Source organism: Pseudomonas sp. R11-23-07 (assembly GCF_003852295.1).
GTDB lineage: Bacteria > Pseudomonadota > Gammaproteobacteria > Pseudomonadales > Pseudomonadaceae > Aquipseudomonas.
On the sequence record NZ_CP027761.1, the window covers coordinates 1,159,694 to 1,177,992 of the forward strand.

Annotated in this window: 18 protein-coding genes; 15 read left to right on the forward strand and 3 right to left on the reverse strand. The window is 61.5% G+C overall.

Annotated elements, in window-relative coordinates; all coding sequences use genetic code 11:
- The first annotated feature begins 236 nt into the window (after positions 1–236).
- From C4J84_RS05090 to C4J84_RS05105, 4 genes are all read left to right on the forward strand, one after another.
- Positions 237–1,268 carry an amino acid ABC transporter substrate-binding protein gene (locus tag C4J84_RS05090; protein WP_048723770.1) on the forward strand — a complete coding sequence of 344 codons (1,032 nt, stop codon included), beginning with the start codon at positions 237–239 and terminating at the stop codon, positions 1,266–1,268.
- Positions 1,269–1,340: 72 nt separating this feature from the next.
- On the forward strand, positions 1,341–2,522 hold the full coding sequence (locus tag C4J84_RS05095; protein ID WP_124435017.1) for an amino acid ABC transporter permease: 1,182 nt from the start codon (positions 1,341–1,343) through the stop codon (positions 2,520–2,522).
- Between the two features lie 10 nt (positions 2,523–2,532).
- A complete protein-coding gene (locus C4J84_RS05100; protein ID WP_124361406.1) occupies positions 2,533–3,630 on the forward strand; it encodes an amino acid ABC transporter permease in 1,098 nt (365 codons plus the stop codon).
- Between the two features lie 11 nt (positions 3,631–3,641).
- Entirely contained in the window at positions 3,642–4,406 is a 765-nt protein-coding gene (locus C4J84_RS05105) for an amino acid ABC transporter ATP-binding protein (RefSeq protein ID WP_003171943.1), read from the forward strand.
- Positions 4,407–4,459: 53 nt separating this feature from the next.
- Here the strand turns inward: C4J84_RS05105 and C4J84_RS05110 are convergent, their stop codons facing one another.
- Complete coding sequence (locus tag C4J84_RS05110; RefSeq protein WP_124369720.1) at positions 4,460–4,942, reverse strand: type II toxin-antitoxin system MqsA family antitoxin; 483 nt, start codon at positions 4,940–4,942, stop codon at positions 4,460–4,462.
- Positions 4,939–5,250 carry a type II toxin-antitoxin system MqsR family toxin gene (locus C4J84_RS05115; protein WP_124428742.1) on the reverse strand — a complete coding sequence of 104 codons (312 nt, stop codon included), beginning with the start codon at positions 5,248–5,250 and terminating at the stop codon, positions 4,939–4,941. The genes C4J84_RS05110 and C4J84_RS05115 overlap by 4 nt, the downstream gene beginning before the upstream one ends.
- A gap of 159 nt (positions 5,251–5,409) precedes the next feature.
- Here C4J84_RS05115 and C4J84_RS05120 point away from each other — a divergent pair, with 159 nt between their 5' ends.
- The 8 genes from C4J84_RS05120 to dacB all read left to right on the forward strand — a co-directional run bounded on the left by C4J84_RS05120 (position 5,410) and on the right by dacB (position 14,166).
- On the forward strand, positions 5,410–6,069 hold the full coding sequence (locus C4J84_RS05120) for a FadR/GntR family transcriptional regulator (protein ID WP_124406339.1): 660 nt from the start codon (positions 5,410–5,412) through the stop codon (positions 6,067–6,069).
- Entirely contained in the window at positions 6,059–7,333 is a 1,275-nt protein-coding gene (locus C4J84_RS05125; protein WP_124435018.1) for a CynX/NimT family MFS transporter, read from the forward strand. The genes C4J84_RS05120 and C4J84_RS05125 overlap by 11 nt, the downstream gene beginning before the upstream one ends.
- A 227-nt stretch (positions 7,334–7,560) precedes the next feature.
- A complete protein-coding gene (locus C4J84_RS05130) occupies positions 7,561–8,376 on the forward strand; it encodes a response regulator (RefSeq protein WP_124369724.1) in 816 nt (271 codons plus the stop codon).
- Between the two features lie 197 nt (positions 8,377–8,573).
- A complete protein-coding gene (locus C4J84_RS05135; RefSeq protein WP_124369725.1) occupies positions 8,574–9,209 on the forward strand; it encodes a response regulator transcription factor in 636 nt (211 codons plus the stop codon).
- A gap of 69 nt (positions 9,210–9,278) precedes the next feature.
- Positions 9,279–9,749, forward strand: a complete 471-nt coding sequence (locus C4J84_RS05140) for a nuclear transport factor 2 family protein (RefSeq protein ID WP_124361412.1) — start codon at positions 9,279–9,281, stop codon at positions 9,747–9,749.
- Positions 9,750–9,785: 36 nt separating this feature from the next.
- A complete protein-coding gene (locus C4J84_RS05145) occupies positions 9,786–10,058 on the forward strand; it encodes a GIY-YIG nuclease family protein (protein ID WP_124361413.1) in 273 nt (90 codons plus the stop codon).
- Positions 10,059–10,191: 133 nt separating this feature from the next.
- Positions 10,192–12,606, forward strand: a complete 2,415-nt coding sequence (locus C4J84_RS05150) for a TonB-dependent receptor (RefSeq protein ID WP_124369726.1) — start codon at positions 10,192–10,194, stop codon at positions 12,604–12,606.
- A gap of 102 nt (positions 12,607–12,708) precedes the next feature.
- Positions 12,709–14,166: a D-alanyl-D-alanine carboxypeptidase/D-alanyl-D-alanine-endopeptidase gene (dacB, locus tag C4J84_RS05155; protein ID WP_124369727.1), complete on the forward strand. Its 1,458-nt coding sequence runs from the start codon at positions 12,709–12,711 to the stop codon at positions 14,164–14,166.
- A gap of 1 nt (position 14,167) precedes the next feature.
- On the opposite strand, the gene C4J84_RS05160 is transcribed toward dacB, so the two are convergent.
- Entirely contained in the window at positions 14,168–14,947 is a 780-nt protein-coding gene (locus C4J84_RS05160) for an IclR family transcriptional regulator (RefSeq protein ID WP_124369728.1), read from the reverse strand.
- A 120-nt stretch (positions 14,948–15,067) separates the two neighbouring features.
- On the opposite strand from C4J84_RS05160, the gene hmgA reads away from it, so the two are divergent.
- From hmgA to maiA, 3 genes are read left to right on the forward strand one after another with little or no spacing between them, the layout of a single operon-like run.
- The gene (gene hmgA / locus C4J84_RS05165; protein ID WP_124369729.1) at positions 15,068–16,351 is read left to right on the forward strand and encodes a homogentisate 1,2-dioxygenase; all 1,284 of its coding nucleotides are present in this window, start codon (positions 15,068–15,070) and stop codon (positions 16,349–16,351) included.
- 3 nt (positions 16,352–16,354) lie between these two features.
- Positions 16,355–17,641, forward strand: a complete 1,287-nt coding sequence (fahA, locus tag C4J84_RS05170) for a fumarylacetoacetase (RefSeq protein WP_124369730.1) — start codon at positions 16,355–16,357, stop codon at positions 17,639–17,641.
- Positions 17,642–17,653: 12 nt separating this feature from the next.
- The gene (gene maiA, locus C4J84_RS05175; protein ID WP_124369731.1) at positions 17,654–18,286 is read left to right on the forward strand and encodes a maleylacetoacetate isomerase; all 633 of its coding nucleotides are present in this window, start codon (positions 17,654–17,656) and stop codon (positions 18,284–18,286) included.
- Positions 18,287–18,299 lie beyond the last annotated feature (13 nt).

Consider the following 18,299-nt stretch of genomic DNA (forward strand, 5'->3'; position numbering starts at 1 on the left):
CGCCGTCAGCGACTCAGCCAGCACTCTGGTACGGGCCTTGCTATGTGTAGGTCGATGTCAGAACTCTCCTAGGGCGGTAACACTATCAGTGACTGCCGCTTGTGGGAAAGCAACTGGAATTACCGCAAAAATCTCATGCTGCTCGACCCCAAAAAAAGCCAACACGGGTCGATATCGCCTCATAAGGGTGCGCTGAGGTTGGAGCTCCGACACAACAAGAGCAACTGGAGGTTTGAATGAAGGTATTGAAATCCACCCTGGCCATCGTGACCGCGGCCGCTGTATTGGGTGTCAGTGGTTTTGCCCAAGCTGGCGCCACCCTGGATGCCGTGCAGAAGAAAGGCTTCGTGCAGTGTGGCGTGAGTGACGGCCTGCCGGGTTTCTCGGTGCCGGATGCCAGCGGCAAGATCCTCGGGATCGACGCTGACGTGTGCCGCGCCGTGGCCGCCGCCGTTTTCGGTGACGCAACCAAGGTCAAGTTCAGCCAGTTGAACGCCAAGGAGCGTTTCACCGCGCTTCAATCGGGCGAAGTCGACATCCTGTCGCGCAACACCACCATGACCAGCTCTCGCGATGCGGGCATGGGCCTGAAATTCCCGGGCTTCATCACCTACTACGACGGCATCGGCTTCCTGGTTAACAACAAGCTGGGCGTCAAGAGCGCCAAGGAACTGGACGGTGCAACCATTTGCATCCAGGCCGGTACCACCACCGAGCTGAACGTTTCCGACTACTTCCGTGGCAACAACCTCAAATACACCCCGATCACCTTCGACACCTCCGATGAAAGCGCCAAGTCGCTGGAATCCGGGCGTTGCGACGTACTGACCTCCGACAAGTCCCAACTGTTCGCCCAGCGCAGCAAGCTGGCCGCGCCGAAGGACTACGTGGTTCTGCCGGAAACCATTTCCAAGGAACCGCTGGGCCCGGTCGTGCGTAATGGCGACGACGAGTGGCTGGCCATCGTGCGCTGGGTTGGCTACGCCATGCTCAACGCTGAAGAAGCCGGCATCACCTCGAAAAACGTCGAAGCTGAAGCCAAGTCCACCAAGAACCCGGACGTCGCGCGTCTGCTCGGTGCTGACGGCGAATACGGCAAAGACCTGAAAGTGAAGAAAGACTGGGTCGTACAGATCGTCAAGCAAGTCGGTAACTACGGCGAAGTGTTCGAGCGCAACCTGGGCAAGAGCACCCCGCTGGAAATCGACCGTGGCCTGAACGCCCTGTGGAACGCCGGCGGCATTCAATACGCACCCCCTGTGCGCTGATCGCTGATGGTTCTGTCACCCGGTGGGCCAACCGCCGGGTGATGTTCTGTTCCATTCTTTTCGGGGCACTTCATGCAAAATCAAATCGGCGCACCCAAGCAGAAGCTCAGCTTCAGCGATCCCAAAGTGCGTGCGTGGCTCTTCCAGATCATCACGATAGTGGCGGTGGTCTCGCTGGGCTGGTACCTCTTCAATAACACCCAGACCAACCTGCAGCACCGGGGTATTACCTCGGGTTTCGACTTCCTTGAGCGCAGTGCCGGCTTTGGCATCGCGCAGCATTTGATCGACTACACCGAATCGGACAGCTATGCCCGCGTCTTTGTGATCGGCCTGCTCAACACCTTGCTGGTGACCGTGATCGGCGTGGTGCTGGCGACCCTGCTCGGCTTCATCATCGGCGTGGCACGCTTGTCGCCCAACTGGATGATCAACAAGCTGGCGACGGTGTACGTGGAAGTGTTCCGCAACATTCCGCCGTTGCTGCAGATCCTGTTCTGGTATTTCGCGGTGTTCCTGACCATGCCGGGGCCGCGCAACAGCCACAACTTCGGTGACACCTTCTTCGTCAGCAGCCGTGGCTTGAACATGCCGGCGGCGCTTGCCGCCGACGGTTTCTGGCCGTTCGTGATCAGTGTGGTCGTGGCCATCGTGGCAATCGTGCTGATGGCGCGGTGGGCCAACAAGCGCTTTGAAGCCACCGGCGTACCCTTCCACAAGTTCTGGGCGGGCCTGGCGCTGTTCATCGTGATCCCGACGCTGTGCGCGCTGGTCTTCGGCGTGCCGCTGCATTGGGAGATGCCGAAGCTTTCAGGTTTCAACTTCGTCGGCGGCTGGGTCCTGATTCCCGAACTGCTGGCCCTGACCCTGGCGCTGACTGTTTATACCGCGGCGTTTATCGCGGAGATCGTGCGCTCGGGTATCAAGTCCGTCAGCCACGGCCAGACCGAAGCGGCGCGTTCCCTGGGCCTGCGCCCCGGGCCGACGTTGCGCAAGGTCATCATCCCGCAAGCGTTGCGGGTGATCATTCCGCCGTTGACCAGCCAATACCTGAACCTGGCGAAAAACTCGTCGCTGGCCGCCGGTATCGGTTACCCGGAAATGGTTTCGCTGTTTGCCGGCACGGTGCTCAACCAGACCGGCCAGGCCATCGAAGTCATTGCCATCACCATGAGCGTGTACCTGGCGATCAGCATCAGCATTTCCCTGCTGATGAACTGGTACAACAAGCGCATTGCGCTGATCGAGCGGTGAGGAAACCTGCATGAGTTCGCATACGTTCAAACCTGATATGCCGCCGCCGAGCAAAGTCTTCGGGCCGATGGCATGGATGCGCGCCAACCTGTTTTCCAGTTGGCTCAACACCCTGCTGACCTTGTTGGCGTTCTACCTGATCTACCTGGTGGTGCCGCCGATTCTGAGCTGGGCGATCATCGACGCCAACTGGGTCGGCACCACGCGCGCCGATTGCACCAAGGAGGGCGCCTGCTGGGTGTTCATCCAACAGCGCTTCGGGCAGTTCATGTACGGCTACTACCCCGGCGACCTGCGCTGGCGCGTGGACCTCACCGTATGGCTGGCCATCGTCGGCGTGGCGCCGTTGTTCATCTCGCGTTTTCAACGCAAGGCGGTCTACGGCCTGAGCTTTCTGGTGCTGTACCCGATCATCGCGTTCTTCCTCCTGCATGGCGGGATCTTCGGCCTGACCAACGTGGCGACCAGCCAATGGGGCGGCCTGATGCTGACCCTGGTAATCGCCACCGTCGGCATCGCCGGCGCTTTGCCCCTGGGCATCATGTTGGCGCTGGGACGGCGTTCGAACATGCCGGCCATTCGTGTGGTCTGCGTGACCTTCATCGAATTCTGGCGCGGCGTGCCGTTGATCACCGTGCTGTTCATGTCCTCCGTGATGCTGCCGTTGTTCCTGCCCGAAGGCATGGGCATCGACAAGCTGCTGCGCGCGTTGATCGGCGTGATCCTGTTCCAGTCGGCCTATGTGGCTGAAGTGGTGCGCGGTGGTTTGCAGGCGATTCCCAAGGGCCAGTACGAAGCGGCCGCAGCGATGGGCCTCGGCTACTGGCGTTCGATGGGCCTGGTGATTCTGCCGCAAGCCTTGAAGATGGTGATCCCGGGGATCGTCAACACGTTTATCGCGTTGTTCAAGGACACCAGCCTGGTGATCATCATTGGCCTGTTCGACCTGCTCAACAGCGTCAAGCAAGCCGCCGCCGACCCGAAATGGCTGGGCATGGCCACTGAAGGCTATGTGTTCGCCGCCCTGGTGTTCTGGATTTTCTGTTTTGGTATGTCGCGCTATTCCATTCATTTGGAACACAAGCTCGACACAGGCCACAAGCGTTAGGAGTTGATGTGATGAGCGAAGCGATCAAACAGCCTGTGAGCCCTGAAGGCATTATCCAGATGCAGGGCGTCAACAAATGGTACGGCCAGTTCCATGTGTTGAAAGACATCAACCTCAACGTCAAGCAGGGCGAGCGTATCGTGCTGTGCGGCCCGTCGGGTTCGGGCAAGTCCACCACCATCCGCTGCCTCAACCGTCTGGAAGAACACCAGCAGGGCCGCATCGTGGTCGATGGCGTGGAATTGACCAACGACCTCAAGCAGATCGAGGCGATCCGCCGTGAAGTCGGCATGGTGTTCCAGCACTTCAACCTGTTCCCGCACCTGACCATCTTGCAGAACTGCACGCTGGCGCCGATGTGGGTGCGCAAGATGCCCAAGCGCAAGGCCGAAGAAATCGCCATGCACTACCTTGAGCGCGTGCGCATTCCGGAGCAGGCGCATAAGTTTCCGGGGCAACTGTCCGGCGGCCAGCAACAGCGCGTGGCGATTGCCCGCGCGCTGTGCATGAAGCCGAAAATCATGCTGTTTGATGAGCCGACGTCGGCCCTCGACCCGGAAATGGTGAAGGAAGTACTCGACACCATGATCGGCCTGGCCGAAGACGGCATGACCATGTTGTGCGTGACCCACGAAATGGGCTTTGCCCGCACCGTGGCCAATCGCGTGATCTTCATGGACAAGGGCGAGATCGTAGAACAGGCGGCGCCGAATGATTTCTTCGACAACCCGCAGAACGATCGGACCAAGTTGTTCTTGAGCCAGATTCTGCATTGATGGATGCTTGAAAAAATAAACCCGGCCTGGCCGGGTTTGTTTTTTTAGAGGGTTCAGGAGGCCTTGAGCGCTTCCCGGTCCGTATTGATGGTGTGGCTGAATCCCCGCATGTCAGCGCCCTCGGCCAATACTCTGGCATCGGCAAGTAAGTGCGGGTATCGATCCAATAGCCGCATCAGCAGCACCAAGGGTTTGGAGGGCAGAAGCTCGCCGCGCTCGTAGCGTGAAAAAGCGTTGTGACCGCCACCGGATAGCAGCTCGACCGTTTCCTTTTGCGTAAGGTGCAGCTTGCGACGGATGCGTTTCATTTCGGTGCCGATCATTTGCCGTGCGGCGTGGACGAGTTCATCACCGGCCGCGCCGTGGCGCTCAGCGCTGTCAGGATCATGCATGCCGTCCCCACACTGCTGGCATTCCCAACCCGACAAATTATCGACACGCCGCTCCATACCGTTGACACGCAGGGTTTCGCTGCGGTTTTCGAAGCGCGTCATAGCGTCGGGTGCACCGCAGATGAAGCAATGTTGAGTTCTCATGAGCTCTTCTTCTTAAAGGAGATCACTGGAGGGTTACCGACTGAGCAGTAAGTGACCTTGATGTAAATCTCCAGACCGTGTGAATTGATGTGATACACGTCCTGCCACACCCGATGATCGGCATAGGTGGTCATTGATTTGTACAACATCCTGTTTTGCAATTCGAAAATGACCTCTTGCATCTCAGGGATGTCGAGGCCGAGACGCCAACCCGTTTCCTTTGCCGCGAGCGTAAAGGCCCGCTTTCCGAGCCGCCTGACATCCGCCTTGATCACCGCCAGATCGTAATGAGGTGTGTACTTTTCCATAAGACACCTGAGTCCAATAATTACCCTCTGAGGGTAATTTTACCAATCGAAAATTCTGTTCTTTTTCCTGCCTGAAAATCCTAGTGCGTTGCCTTTGTAGGCAACTCCGAATAGGCTGTAGGAAAATTCATCCTATGATTGGACGAAAGCGTAAAGCTCATGACAGACATCGCCCCGTTGATCAAACGCTCCCTGGTGGACCAAGCCCTGGAGCAGTTGCGCTGGCGCATAACCGAAGGAAAATGGGCCATCGGCGAACGCCTGCCCACCGAACCGGAGCTCTCCGCCGAGCTAGGCATCAGCCGCAACACCGTACGAGAGGCCATGCGTGTATTGGCGTTTTCCGGCTTGATCGAAATCCGCCAGGGCGATGGCAGCTATTTGCGTTCGATGACCGACCCGCTGGGGGCGATGCGTGCGTTGTCCCATTGCTCGCTGGAACAGGCGCAGGAAACGCGGCAGATCCTCGAAGTGGAAGCCATCGGGCTCGCGGCGTTGCGCCGTAGCGATGACGACCTCGTCGCGCTACGCCAAGCCCTCCAGGCCAGCGCCGCGTTGTATCACGGTGAACTGGAGGCCTACATCAGCGCCGACCTGGTGTTCCACCAACGCTTGGTGGACGCGGCGCACAACCCAGCCCTAAGCGAGCTGTACCTTTATTTTTCAAGCATCGTCGGTGCCCAACTGCGCCAGACCCTGAACACCTCGCCGCGTCGCCAGGCCGTGTTCGACCTGCATATCGCCCTGCTCGACGCCGTGGAACACCAAGACCCGGAACGCGCCAAATCCCTCTGCCGGCAGTTGATCAATGAACCTTGAAGCCCCAAACAAGCAACGTGCAACCGAACTGGAAGAACTGCTGATCGATGCCGAAGCCGACGACGAGCTGGTCCAGCAGCACGAGCCGGTGGTCAGCCGGCCGTGGCTGTTGCTGCTCGGCCTGGTCCTGGTGGCGTTGAACCTGCGCCCGGCGTTGTCGAGCCTGTCGCCGCTGCTCAGCGAAGTGTCCGCCAGCCTGGGTTTGTCGGGGGCCAGGGCCGGTTTGCTGACCACCTTGCCGGTGCTGTGCCTGGGGCTGTTCGCGCCGCTGGCGCCGATCCTGGCCCGGCGTTTTGGCGCCGAGCGCGTGGTCCTGGGGATTCTGCTGACACTCGCCGGCGGCATCATCCTGCGCAGTTCTCTCGGGGAATTCGGGCTGTTCGCCGGTAGTCTGCTGGCCGGTGCGAGCATCGGCATCATCGGTGTGTTGCTGCCGGGCATCGTCAAGCGTGATTTCGCCAGGCAGGCCGGCGCCATGACCGGTGTCTACTCCATGGCCCTGTGCCTGGGCGCGGCCCTGGCTGCTGGCGCGACCGTGCCCTTGAGCCATTATTTCGCGGGCAGTTGGGCCATCGGCCTGGGCTTCTGGATGGTCCCGGCCCTGGTGGCGGCGCTGTTCTGGTTTCCCCAGGTCGGCCAGAAACACAGCGCCCATCAGGTGGCTTACCGGGTCAAGGGCTTGCTGCGCGACCCGCTGGCCTGGCAGGTCACCGTGTACATGGGCCTGCAATCCTCCCTGGCCTACATCGTGTTCGGCTGGTTGCCATCGATCCTGATCGGCCGCGGCCTGAGCGCCACCGAGGCCGGGCTGGCGCTGTCGGGCTCGATCATCCTGCAGTTGTTCAGTTCCCTGGCCGCGCCGTGGCTGGCCACACGCGGCAAGGACCAGCGCCTGGCAATCGTGGTGGTAATGCTGCTGACGCTCGGCGGTCTGTTCGGTTGCCTGTATGCGCCACTCGATGGCCTGTGGGGCTGGGCGATACTGCTGGGCCTGGGGCAGGGCGGTACCTTCAGCCTGGCGCTGACCTTGATCGTGCTGCGCTCCCGGGATTCCCATGTTGCCGCCAACCTGTCAGGCATGGCCCAGGGCATTGGCTACACCCTCGCGTCGATGGGCCCGTTTGCGGTCGGCCTGGTGCATGACTGGACCGGCGGTTGGGCGGCGATCGGTTGGATCTTCGCCGTGATCGGACTCGGCGCGATTATCGCGGGCCTTGGCGCCGGTCGTGCACGCTACGTAAACGTCACCAGCGAGAAAGTCTGAAGGCAGACACTTTCGACAGTGCCTGCATGGCACGCCACTCCAGTGCGCTGCCAGTGGATAGTGGCTTTTTCGTAGTTGTTGTATCGGCTTTCAATCACTCAAAAGGTTATCTGTTTCTGGTCGATAACGCCCAAAAGGATTAGGCAATCATTCCTGCATAGGGCCCCCATGGCGATTGCATCAGTGTCACAGGTTGCCGCTGGATCAATAGCCATGGAGAGGGAGTGATGGTTTCGCCGCAAGGTTCAACCCCAGGAGCGAGCCGCAAACCAGATCTGCCGGTTGTCCCCCCGCTTCATTGGCAGCACATGAATATCCTGGTGGTGGAGGATCATTCAGCCTACCGGCTGCTGTTGGGCTGGATGTTGCAGAAGCTGGGCCTGGGGTACGAGTTGGCCGCCGATGGGTTCATGGGGCTGAAGGCGTTTACCCGCCGGCCCTTTGATTTGGTGATCTGCGATTGCCAGATGCCGTTTATGGATGGTTACAGCATGGCCAGCGCCATTCGCCAGCATGAGCACGACCACGGATTGAGGCGAGTACCGATCATTGCCTTGACCGCCAATCTGCAAAACGATACCCCCCGGCGCTGTCGCGAAGCGGGCATGGATGCCTGGCTGCTCAAACCACTGACCCTGGAACAATTGCACGCCGTGCTGATGCACTGGCTGCCTGGCAGTGATGCTCCGCAAGCCGGCCAGGAGACTGCGCCAGCCCCTGGCTGGCCAACCCGCGCCACGCTTGTCGCGACGTTTGGCAGCGACGCGATCGTCGATCAGCTGCTCGAAGGCCTGCTGGTGGAAGCCTGGGAAGACTATCGCGTCTTGCGCCAAGCCTGTTCAACGCGCAACGCCTCACTGGCTGCCGAACGCCTGCATCGCCTGGTGGGTAGCCTGGTATTTCTGGGCGGCAGCGACCTTGAGTCCACTGCCACGCAATTGATCGAGCAGGTCCAGTCCGGCGATGTTGCTTCCCACTCGGTGCAACTGGAGCTGTTCCAGGCACGTTTGTGCGTTTATCTCGAATACTTGTCCCGTCTCTGAATCCGCGCCTGCAAGGGCTTTTCGTTTCCGAGTGAGCTGGTTTTGACTGTAGGTGTTTTCCTGTTGTTTTGTAGGCAAAAATTTAGCTAGTACAGAACATTGGGCGTGGCTGCAAGTGACGCTTTGTTAGCTGTTGTTGATGATTGCCGGCGGAGGTATTTTGCGCTGATTCAAGTTGCAATCATTCGTGGGTACCTATGCTTCGAGTAATTATTGCTGACGATCACCCTATTGTTCGCATCGGGCAAAGGGTCGTGATCGAGGCGAATGGAAGATGCACAGTGGTCGGTGAGGCCGAAGGTCCTGATCAGTTGCTTGACGTGTTGAGCACAACCCCGTGCGACGTGCTGGTCACGGATTTCGCCATGCCAGGCGGCCAGCAGGCCGATGGCTACGGTTTGTTGGGCCTGCTGCATCGCCAGTATCCGCAGGTGCCGGTGATTGTGGTGACGATGTTCGCCAGCATCGCCATCTTGCGTGCAGCTTTTTCCCATGGTGTGCGCGGCGTGGTCGCCAAGAGTGCTTCGGCCAAGGAGTTGCCCCAGGCGATCAAGGCCGTGTGTGCGGGCCAGACCTTCACCAGCGAATCCCTGCGCTTGCAGTTGGTGGAGTCGGGGGTGGGCGACCAGTCCGGGCAGCCTAAATTGTCCGACAAGGAACGCGAGGTGGTGCGAATGTTGGCCAGCGGCATGACAGTCAGCCAGATTGCGGCACAGGTCAACCGCAGTATTTCCACCATCAGCAAGCAGAAAAGCACGGCCATGCAACGTTTGAGTATTTCGACGGATGTCGATTTGTTTGCTTATGCGCGCGATACGGGAATGGTGCCGTAGAAAGCAATGGCATTCTCGTGTTACGCGGACTATCGTTCGGCATCCCTGTTCATCCTGCGAAAACTGCCCATGAGTGATGCCCATAACGCCCTGATCACTGAGTTCTATAGCGCCTTTCAGCGCCTGGATGCCGAAGCCATGGCCGCCTGTTATACCCAGGACGTGGTGTTCAGCGATCCGGCCTTCGGCGAACTGCGCGGGCAGGACGCCGGCGACATGTGGCGCATGCTCACCACTCGGGCCAAGGATTTTTCCCTGACCTTTGACAACGTGCGCAGCGAGGGCAACGCGGGCAGCGCGCACTGGGTGGCGACCTACCTGTTCAGCGCAACCGGCAATACGGTGGTCAACGATATTCAGGCGCGCTTCGTGTTTCGTGACGGCAGGATTTGCGAGCATCACGACCATTTCGACCTGTGGCGCTGGTCGCGCCAGGCGTTGGGCACCAAGGGCCTGTTACTGGGCTGGACGCCCTTGGTGAAAAACGCCGTACGCGCCCAGGCGCGCAAAGGTTTGAAGGCATTCCAGGCCGGTCGTTGATAAGCTGGGTGCTTCTGTACAGTGCCGAATCCCGTCGTGAACACGCCTGAATCCAAACCCTGGTTCGTCTACCTGGTGCGCGCCGCCAATGGCTCGCTGTATTGCGGCATCAGCAATGACCCGGTGCGCCGGTTCGCCACTCATCAAAGCGGCAAGGGCGCGCGGTTTTTCCTCTCCAGCCCGGCCGTTGCGCTGGTGTATACCGAGCAATGTGCGAGCAAAGGCGAAGCACTGCGCCAGGAACGCTTGATCAAGAAATTGAAGAAGAGCGCCAAGGAGTGCCTGGCGACCAGTGCTTCATCAGGCTGACTGACAGGTTCCCATCAGGCGCCATAACAAAATATTTGCAAACAAGGGTGAGGTAAACCGCTCGCCCATCCGTGTAGTGCTTGAAACTGCGATCAATTCGCATTAACAGCGTTTTTACACGGGTGCTCACAGCATGAAATCGACGGCGGGCGGTAGGCTCAAACAATGGCTGGGAGCCTCGGTATTTTCAGTCTCGGCGCTGGCGTTGCTGCCCTTGGCCGTGGCACAGGCGCAGGAACAGCAAAGCGCCCAGTTCACGTTTGCTCTGGCGGCCAAACCACTGCCCCAGGCGCTGAGTGATTTCAGCCGGGTCACCGGGATCAGCGTGATCTATACCGATGAAGCGCCTTACGGCCTCAACGCCCCGGCGCTCAACGGGCAGATGAGCGCGACCCAGGCGCTGCAACGCCTGCTGGGCAACTCCGGCTTCACCTTCCGCCAGATCGACGCCCGTACCCTGGCGCTGGAACCGCTGCCCGCCGACGGCGCGGTCAATCTCGGCGCCACCACCATCAGCGCTGCCAGCCCTGGCCAGGACAGCACCAGCTACCAGCCGCCGCCGACCAGCTCGGTGATGCGCTCCCAGGGCCTGCTGCTGGAAACCCCGCAAACCGTCAACGTGGTACCCGCCCAGGTCTTGCGCGATCAACAACCGCGCAACCTGGATGACGCGCTGGGCAATATCAGCGGCATCACCCAGTCCAACACCCTTGGCAGCACCCAGGACGCGGTGATGCTGCGCGGCTTCGGCGACAACCGTAACGGCTCGATCATGAAGGACGGCATGCCGGTGGTGCAGGGCCGTGCGTTGAACGCCACCGCCGACCGCGTGGAAGTGCTCAAGGGGCCGTCGTCGTTGCTGTACGGCATCCAGGACCCGGGCGGCGTGGTCAACATCGTCAGCAAAAAGCCCGAGTTGGTGCAGTCCACGTCCTTGACCGCGCGCGGCTCGACCTTCGGCAGCGGCAAGAATGGCAGTGGCGGCAGCCTGGATACCACCGGCCCGATTGGCGACGGCGGCCTGGCCTATCGCCTGATCGTCGACCATGAAGACGAAGACTACTGGCGCAACTACGGCACCCACCGCGAAACGCTGGTGGCGCCGTCGCTGGGTTGGTATGGCGACTCGACCCAAGTGGTGTTCGCCTATGAGCACCGCGAGTTTCTGTCGCCGTTCGACCGCGGCACGGCCATCGATCCAAAAACCAATCACCCGCTGAACATCCCTGCGACGCGCCGCCTGGATGAGCCGTTCAACAATATGGAAGGCCGCTCCGACCTGTACCGCCTGACCGTCGACCACGACCTGAACGACGACTGGAAGGCCCACTTCGGCTACAGCTGGAACCGTGAAACCTATGACGCCAGCCAGGTGCGCGTGGTCAAGGTCAACACCAACGGCACCCTCACCCGCAGCATGGATGGCACCCAAGGCGCGCTGACCACTGACCGCTTCGCCACCGCCAGCCTTGAAGGCAAGGTCGATGTGGCGGGCATGCGCCACGACCTGGTGTTCGGGCTGGACGATGAATACCGCAAAATCCACCGCGCCGAGCTGATTCGCCAGGCGCCACGCGGCAGTTTCAACTACAACGATCCGGTCTACGGCAACGAAGTGGCGGGCTCCAATGTCAGCGCGCCGGACAGCAACCAGACCGATCTGCTGCGCAGCGATTCGCTGTTCTTCCAGGACGCCATCCACCTGAACGACCAATGGATCCTGGTGGGCGGCGCGCGCTACCAGATGTACGACCAATACGCCGGCAAAGGCGTGCCGTTCACTGCCAACACCGACGGCAACGGCCAGAAGTGGGTGCCGCGTGCCGGGCTGGTGTATCGCTACACCGACGAACTGTCGTTCTACGGCAGCTACACCGAGTCGTTCAAACCCAACTCCACCATTGCGCCGCTGGCCAACAAAACGGTGCTGGAGGGCAGCCTGCAGCCGGAAGAATCCAAGGCCTGGGAGCTGGGTACCAAGTTCGACCTGCCGGGGCGCATCACCGCGAGCGCCGCGCTGTTCACCATCGATAAGCGCAACGTGCTGGTGCAGGTGGGCGAGGGGCTGACCTCGGTCTACAGCGTGGCGGGCAAGGTGCGTTCCCGTGGCCTGGAGCTGGATGCCAGCGGCCAACTGAGCGATAAGTGGAGCCTGATCGGCAGTTACGCCTACACCGATGCCGAGGTCACCGACGACCCGACGCTCAAAGGCAATCGCCTGCAAAACGTGGCGAAAAATACCGCGTCGCTGTCGGCCGTGTATGACTTCGGCAGCCTGCTGGGTGGCGATCAGCTGCGCGTCGGTGCCGGTGCGCGCTACGTGGGCGAGCGGGCAGGGGATGCGGCCAACAGCTTCGAATTGCCGAGCTATACCGTGGCCGATGCGTTCGCCAGCTATGACACCAAAATCGACGGGCAGAAGGTCAAGTTCCAGCTCAATGTGAAAAACCTTTTCGACCGCACTTACTACACCTCTTCGGTGAACACACAGTTCGTGTCCATCGGTGATGCGCGGCAGGTGTCGGTGTCCAGCACCCTTACCTTCTGACCGGATTTGCTTTTTTGTGGGAGGAGGGGGATTGCACCCTCCCACATTGACACCTGAGCTGTTAGCGTTGCCGGCATTCGATGCCTACGGAAAACGCTACTGATGCACTTTGGACGATGGTTACACACCAGCGCGCTGCTGGTCGGCTTGAGCTTGTTACTGGGCGGCTGCGCCAGCGTTTCACACCTCGCCACCCCAGCGGCGCTCGACCAACTGTTGGCCGACCCGGCGTTGCGTGGCGCCACGGTTTCACTGACGGTGCGCGACGTACGCAGCGGCGACATGCTGTATCAACACAATCCGAGCACGCGGTTGGTGCCGGCTTCCAACCTCAAGCTGCTGACCACCACGGCGGCGATGGATGTGCTGGGCGCGCAATACCGCTTCGCCACGCAGCTGCTCAGTGACGGCACGCGCCAGGGCGAACGCCTGACCGGCAACCTGTACCTGCGCGGCCTCGGCGACCCGACCTTGCAGCTCGCCGACTACCAGGCCCTGGCGGCGCAATTGGCCAGCCAGGGCATCCGCCAGGTCCAGGGCGACCTGGTGTTCGACGACACCTGGTTCGACGCTGAGCGCTTGGGGGTCGATTGGTCCCAGGATGATGAAACAACCTATTACGGCGCGCAGATTTCGGCGCTGACCGTGGCGCCCAACGCCGATTTCGACGCCGGCAGCGTGCTGGTCACGGCCACGGCACCGATGCGGACCGGCCTGCCGGTGACGGTCGAGATTTATCCGCCCACCGACTACCTTCAACTGAGCAACCGCGCCCTCAGCGGGCCGGGCAACACCTATGGCGTCAACCGCCGGCATGGCACCAACCTGTTGCAGCTCAGCGGCACCGTTGCGCCGGGCAGGCAGAGCGAGCAACTGGTCAGCGTATGGGAGCCGACGCAACTGGTGGCCAACCTGTTCGAGCAGGCGCTGGCGCGGCAATGCATCCAGGTGATGGGGCGCCGGGTGATCGGTGCTGCGAGCCCGGCCACGGCGAACGTGCTGGTCGAGCATCGATCGGCGCCCTTGCAGGAATTGATCACGCCGCTGCTCAAGCTCTCCAACAACAACATGTCCGAAGCCTTGCTCAAAGCCATGGGCCGCAAGACCGCCAACAGCGGCACGGCGGCGGCGGGCGTGGCGGCGGTGGCCGGGTTTCTCGAGCGACAGGGGGTGGATACGAGTACCTTGAGCCAGGTGGACGGCTCGGGCCTGTCACGGCGTAACCTGCTGTCGTCGCAAACCCTGACCGACCTGCTGCTGGCCGCAAGCAAACAGCCGTGGTTCGATGCCTGGTACAACGCATTGCCAATTGCCGGCAACAGCGATCGTATGACCGGCGGCAGCTTGCGCTATCGGCTGCACGCCACGGCCGCCGAGAACAACCTGCACGGCAAGACCGGTTCCATGAGCGGGGTGTCGTCCCTGAGCGGTTACCTCACAGATGCCCAAGGACGGCGACTGGTGTTTGCGATGATCAGCAATAACTACCTGAGCGACACCGCCAGCATCCATGCTCTGGAAAACCGCCTGGCCGTGGCTCTGGCGCAGTGGCACGACTGACTCAGGGCTGATAACCCATACGCCAACTCACGGCCCGGGTCGCCGCCAGCAAGCGCTGCGCCGCCGGGCCGTCTTCATCGGCGTGGAACAGCGAAGTAGGGCCGACCACGGTCATCACCGCCGCCACGTGCCCCACGGCGTTGAACACCGGCGCCGACAACGCATCCACCCCCGGCATCAGCAAACCATGCACAAAGTGCAGGCCACGCTGGCGGATCTGCTCGCAGGTGATGGCGTAGGCCTGGTCGTCCGCCAGGGTATGGGCGGTGCCGGCCTGGATTTCGCGCTCGCGCAATTCCACGGTTTCCCGAGTCGGCAGATAGGCGCTGAACACCAGCCCGGTGGACGAACTGAGCAGCGGCAAGACTGAACCCAGTTGCGTCACCACCGTAACCGCGCGCACCGCCGGTTCGATGTGCACCACGGTCGCGCCCTGGTTGCCCCACACCGCCAGAAAGCAGGTTTCATTCAAGTCATCGCGCAGCTCCGCCAGGGGCATCGCGCCGACTTTCAGCACATCCATGCTGCCCAGCGCAGCCAAGCCTACGCGCAAGGCTTCGCGCCCCAGGCCATAGTGGTTGGTGGCGGCGTTCTGTTCAGCAAAGCCCGAGGCGATCAGCGCCTGCAGGTAACGATGGACCTTGCTCGCCGGCATCTGCACATGCTCGGCCAGGCGCGACAGTGAAGTGGCCGGCGACAGTTCGGCCAGGGCCTTGAGGATATCGGTGCCCACTTCGGCCGAGCGGACTTTCTGTTTACCGGTGTCGCGGGGCTTTTCCATGGGGGTGCGAGAATCCGAGAGATGAGTGGGCGTCTTTATAGCTTGACGGTCCATGGCGATCAAATTACGTTAAGCGTAACTCGATTACGATAAAAACAACTGACCCCCAGAGGATGCTCCATGAACCTCGAATACCTGTCGGGCTTCGGCAATGAATTCGCCAGCGAAGCCCTGCCCGGCGCGCTGCCCGTCGGCCAGAACTCGCCGCAGAAAGCGCCCTACGGGCTGTACACCGAACTGTTCTCCGGCACCGCGTTCACCATGGCGCGCAGCGAAGCCCGGCGTACCTGGCTGTACCGCATCCAGCCATCGGCCAATCACCCGGCCTTTAGCAAATTGGAGCGGCAGTTGGCCGGCGGACCTCTGGGCGCGGTGACGCCGAACCGGCTGCGCTGGAGCCCGCTGGACATCCCAGGCGAGCCGACTGACTTTATCGACGGGCTCGTAGGCATGGTCGCCAACGCCGGGTCGCAAAAGCCGTCAGGCATCAGCATCCACACTTACCGCGCCAACCGCTCGATGGAGCGCGTGTTCTTCAATGCCGACGGCGAACTGTTGATCGTGCCCGAACAGGGCCGTTTGCGTATCGCCACGGAGCTGGGCGTGCTGGAGGTCGAGCCGCTGGAGATTGTGGTACTGCCACGCGGGCTCAAGTTCCGCGTCGAACTGCTCGACGCCCAAGCTCGTGGCTACGTCGCCGAAAACCATGGCGCACCGCTGCGCCTGCCGGACCTGGGCCCCATCGGCAGCAACGGCCTGGCCAATCCGCGCGACTTCCTCAGCCCGGTCGCCCACTACGAAGACCTCAAGCAGCCGACCACGCTGGTGCAGAAATTCCTCGGCGAACTCTGGGCCTGCGAGCTCGACCATTCGCCGCTTAACGTGGTCGCCTGGCACGGCAATAACGTGCCGTACAAGTACGACCTGCGTCGCTTCAACACCCTCGGCACGGTGAGTTTCGATCACCCGGACCCGTCGATTTTCACCGTATTGACCTCGCCCACCAGCGTGCACGGCCTGGCCAACCTTGACTTCGTGATCTTCCCGCCGCGCTGGATGGTGGCCGAGAACACCTTCCGCCCGCCGTGGTTCCACCGCAACCTGATGAATGAATACATGGGCCTGATCCAGGGTGCCTACGACGCCAAGGCCGAGGGTTTCCTGCCCGGCGGTGCGTCGCTGCACAGCTGCATGAGCGCCCATGGCCCGGACGGCGAGACCTGTACCAAAGCGATCAACGCGGACCTGGCGCCGCACAAGATCGACAACACCATGGCCTTCATGTTCGAGACCAGCCAGGTGCTGCGCCCCACCCAGTTCGCCCTGGAATGCCCGCAACTGCAACCCGCTTATGACGCGTGCTGGGCTTCGCTGCCCGCCACCTTCAACCCGAATCGGAGATAACCCATGACTCAACCCACACAGACCCGCAGCTGGGTCGCCTCCGCCAACGGTCACGCGGATTTCCCCCTGCAGAACCTGCCGCTGGGGGTGTTCAGCATCAACGGCTCGGCGCCGCGCAGTGGCGTGGCGATTGGCGACGCGATCCTTGACCTGCACGCCGCCCTGGATGAGTTTGACGGTGAAGCGCGGCGTGCGGTCGAGGCGACTGCGGGCGGCCAGTTGAACGCCTTTTTCGAACTCGGCCGCGGCCCACGCGTGGCCTTGCGCGAGCGCCTGCTGGAACTGCTCGCCGAAGGCAGCAAGCTGCAAACCCGCGAGGCGCAGGTGTTGCACCGTGCCGCCGATTGTCAGATGCACTTGCCTGCCAAAATCAATGATTACACCGACTTCTATGTCGGCATCGAACACGCGCAGAACGTCGGCAAACTGTTCCGTCCCGACAACCCGCTATTGCCCAACTACAAGTACGTGCCGATTGGCTATCACGGCCGTGCCTCGACCATTCGTCCCTCGGGTACGGATGTGCGCCGCCCCAAGGGCCAGACACTGCCGGCCGGCCAGGCCGAGCCCACCTTCGGCCCCTGCGCCCGCTTGGACTATGAACTGGAACTGGGCATCTGGATCGGCCAGGGCAACACCATGGGCGACGCGATTGCCATCGGCGAAGCGGCCGAACATATCGCCGGTTTCTGCCTGCTCAACGACTGGTCGGCACGCGATATCCAAGCCTGGGAATACCAGCCGCTCGGGCCGTTCCTGTCCAAGAGCTTCATCACCAGCATCTCGCCCTGGGTCGTCACGGCCGAAGCGCTGGAGCCGTTCCGCAAGGCGCAACCGCCGCGACCCGAAGGCGATCCGCAGCCGTTGCCCTACCTGCTGGACCCTCGCGATCAAAAGGCCGGCGCCTTCGATATCGAGCTGGAAGTGCTGCTGACCACCGCATCGATGCGTGAGCAGAACCTGCCGGCCCATCGCCTGACCCTGAGCAACACCCAGCATATGTACTGGACCGTGGCGCAAATGGTTGCGCACCACAGCGTCAACGGCTGCCAGCTGCAGGCCGGTGACCTGTTTGGTTCGGGCACGCTGTCGGGGCCGCAGCCAGGGCAGTTCGGCAGCCTGCTGGAGATCACCGAAGGCGGCAAAAAACCGATTGAACTGGCCTCCGGCGAGGTGCGCAAATTCCTCGAAGACGGCGATGAAATCATCCTGCGTGCGCGCTGCAACCGCGAAGGCTTTGCCTCCATCGGTTTCGGCGAATGCCGTGGCACTGTGGTCGGCGCACGCTGAGGGGGCGGGGTGATGGAACTCTATACGTACTATCGTTCGACCGCGTCCTACCGGGTGCGCATCGCCCTGGCGCTCAAGGGCCTGGATTTCACGGCGGTGCCGATCAATCTGCTGGTGCCGGCAGGTGGAGCCAATCGCCAGCCCGAGTACCTGGCGATCAATCCACAAGGGCGTGTGCCTGCCTTGCGCAGCGACGGTGAACTGTTGATTCAGTCCCAGGCGATCGTCGAATACCTGGAGGAACGTTATCCCCAGGTACCGCTGCTCTCCAAAGACCTGGCGGCGCGTGCCCACGAACGCGCCGTGGCATCGATCATCGCCTGTGATATTCACCCGTTGCACAACTCCAGCACCCAGAACCTGCTGCGCCAGTGGGGCCATGATGAGGCGCAATTGCTCGAGTGGATCGCGCATTGGATCAGCCAGGGACTCGGTGCGGTGGAGCAGTTGATTGGCGATCACGGGTTCTGCTTTGGCGAACAGCCGGGCATGGCCGATGCGTTCCTGATCCCGCAGCTGTATGCAGCCGAGCGTTTCAAGGTGCCGTTGGCGGCGTACCCGCGTATCGGGCGGGTGGCCGCACTGGCGGCGCAGCATCCGGCGTTCGTGCAGGCGCACCCGGCCAATCAACCTGACACACCATAATTCCCATAACTTG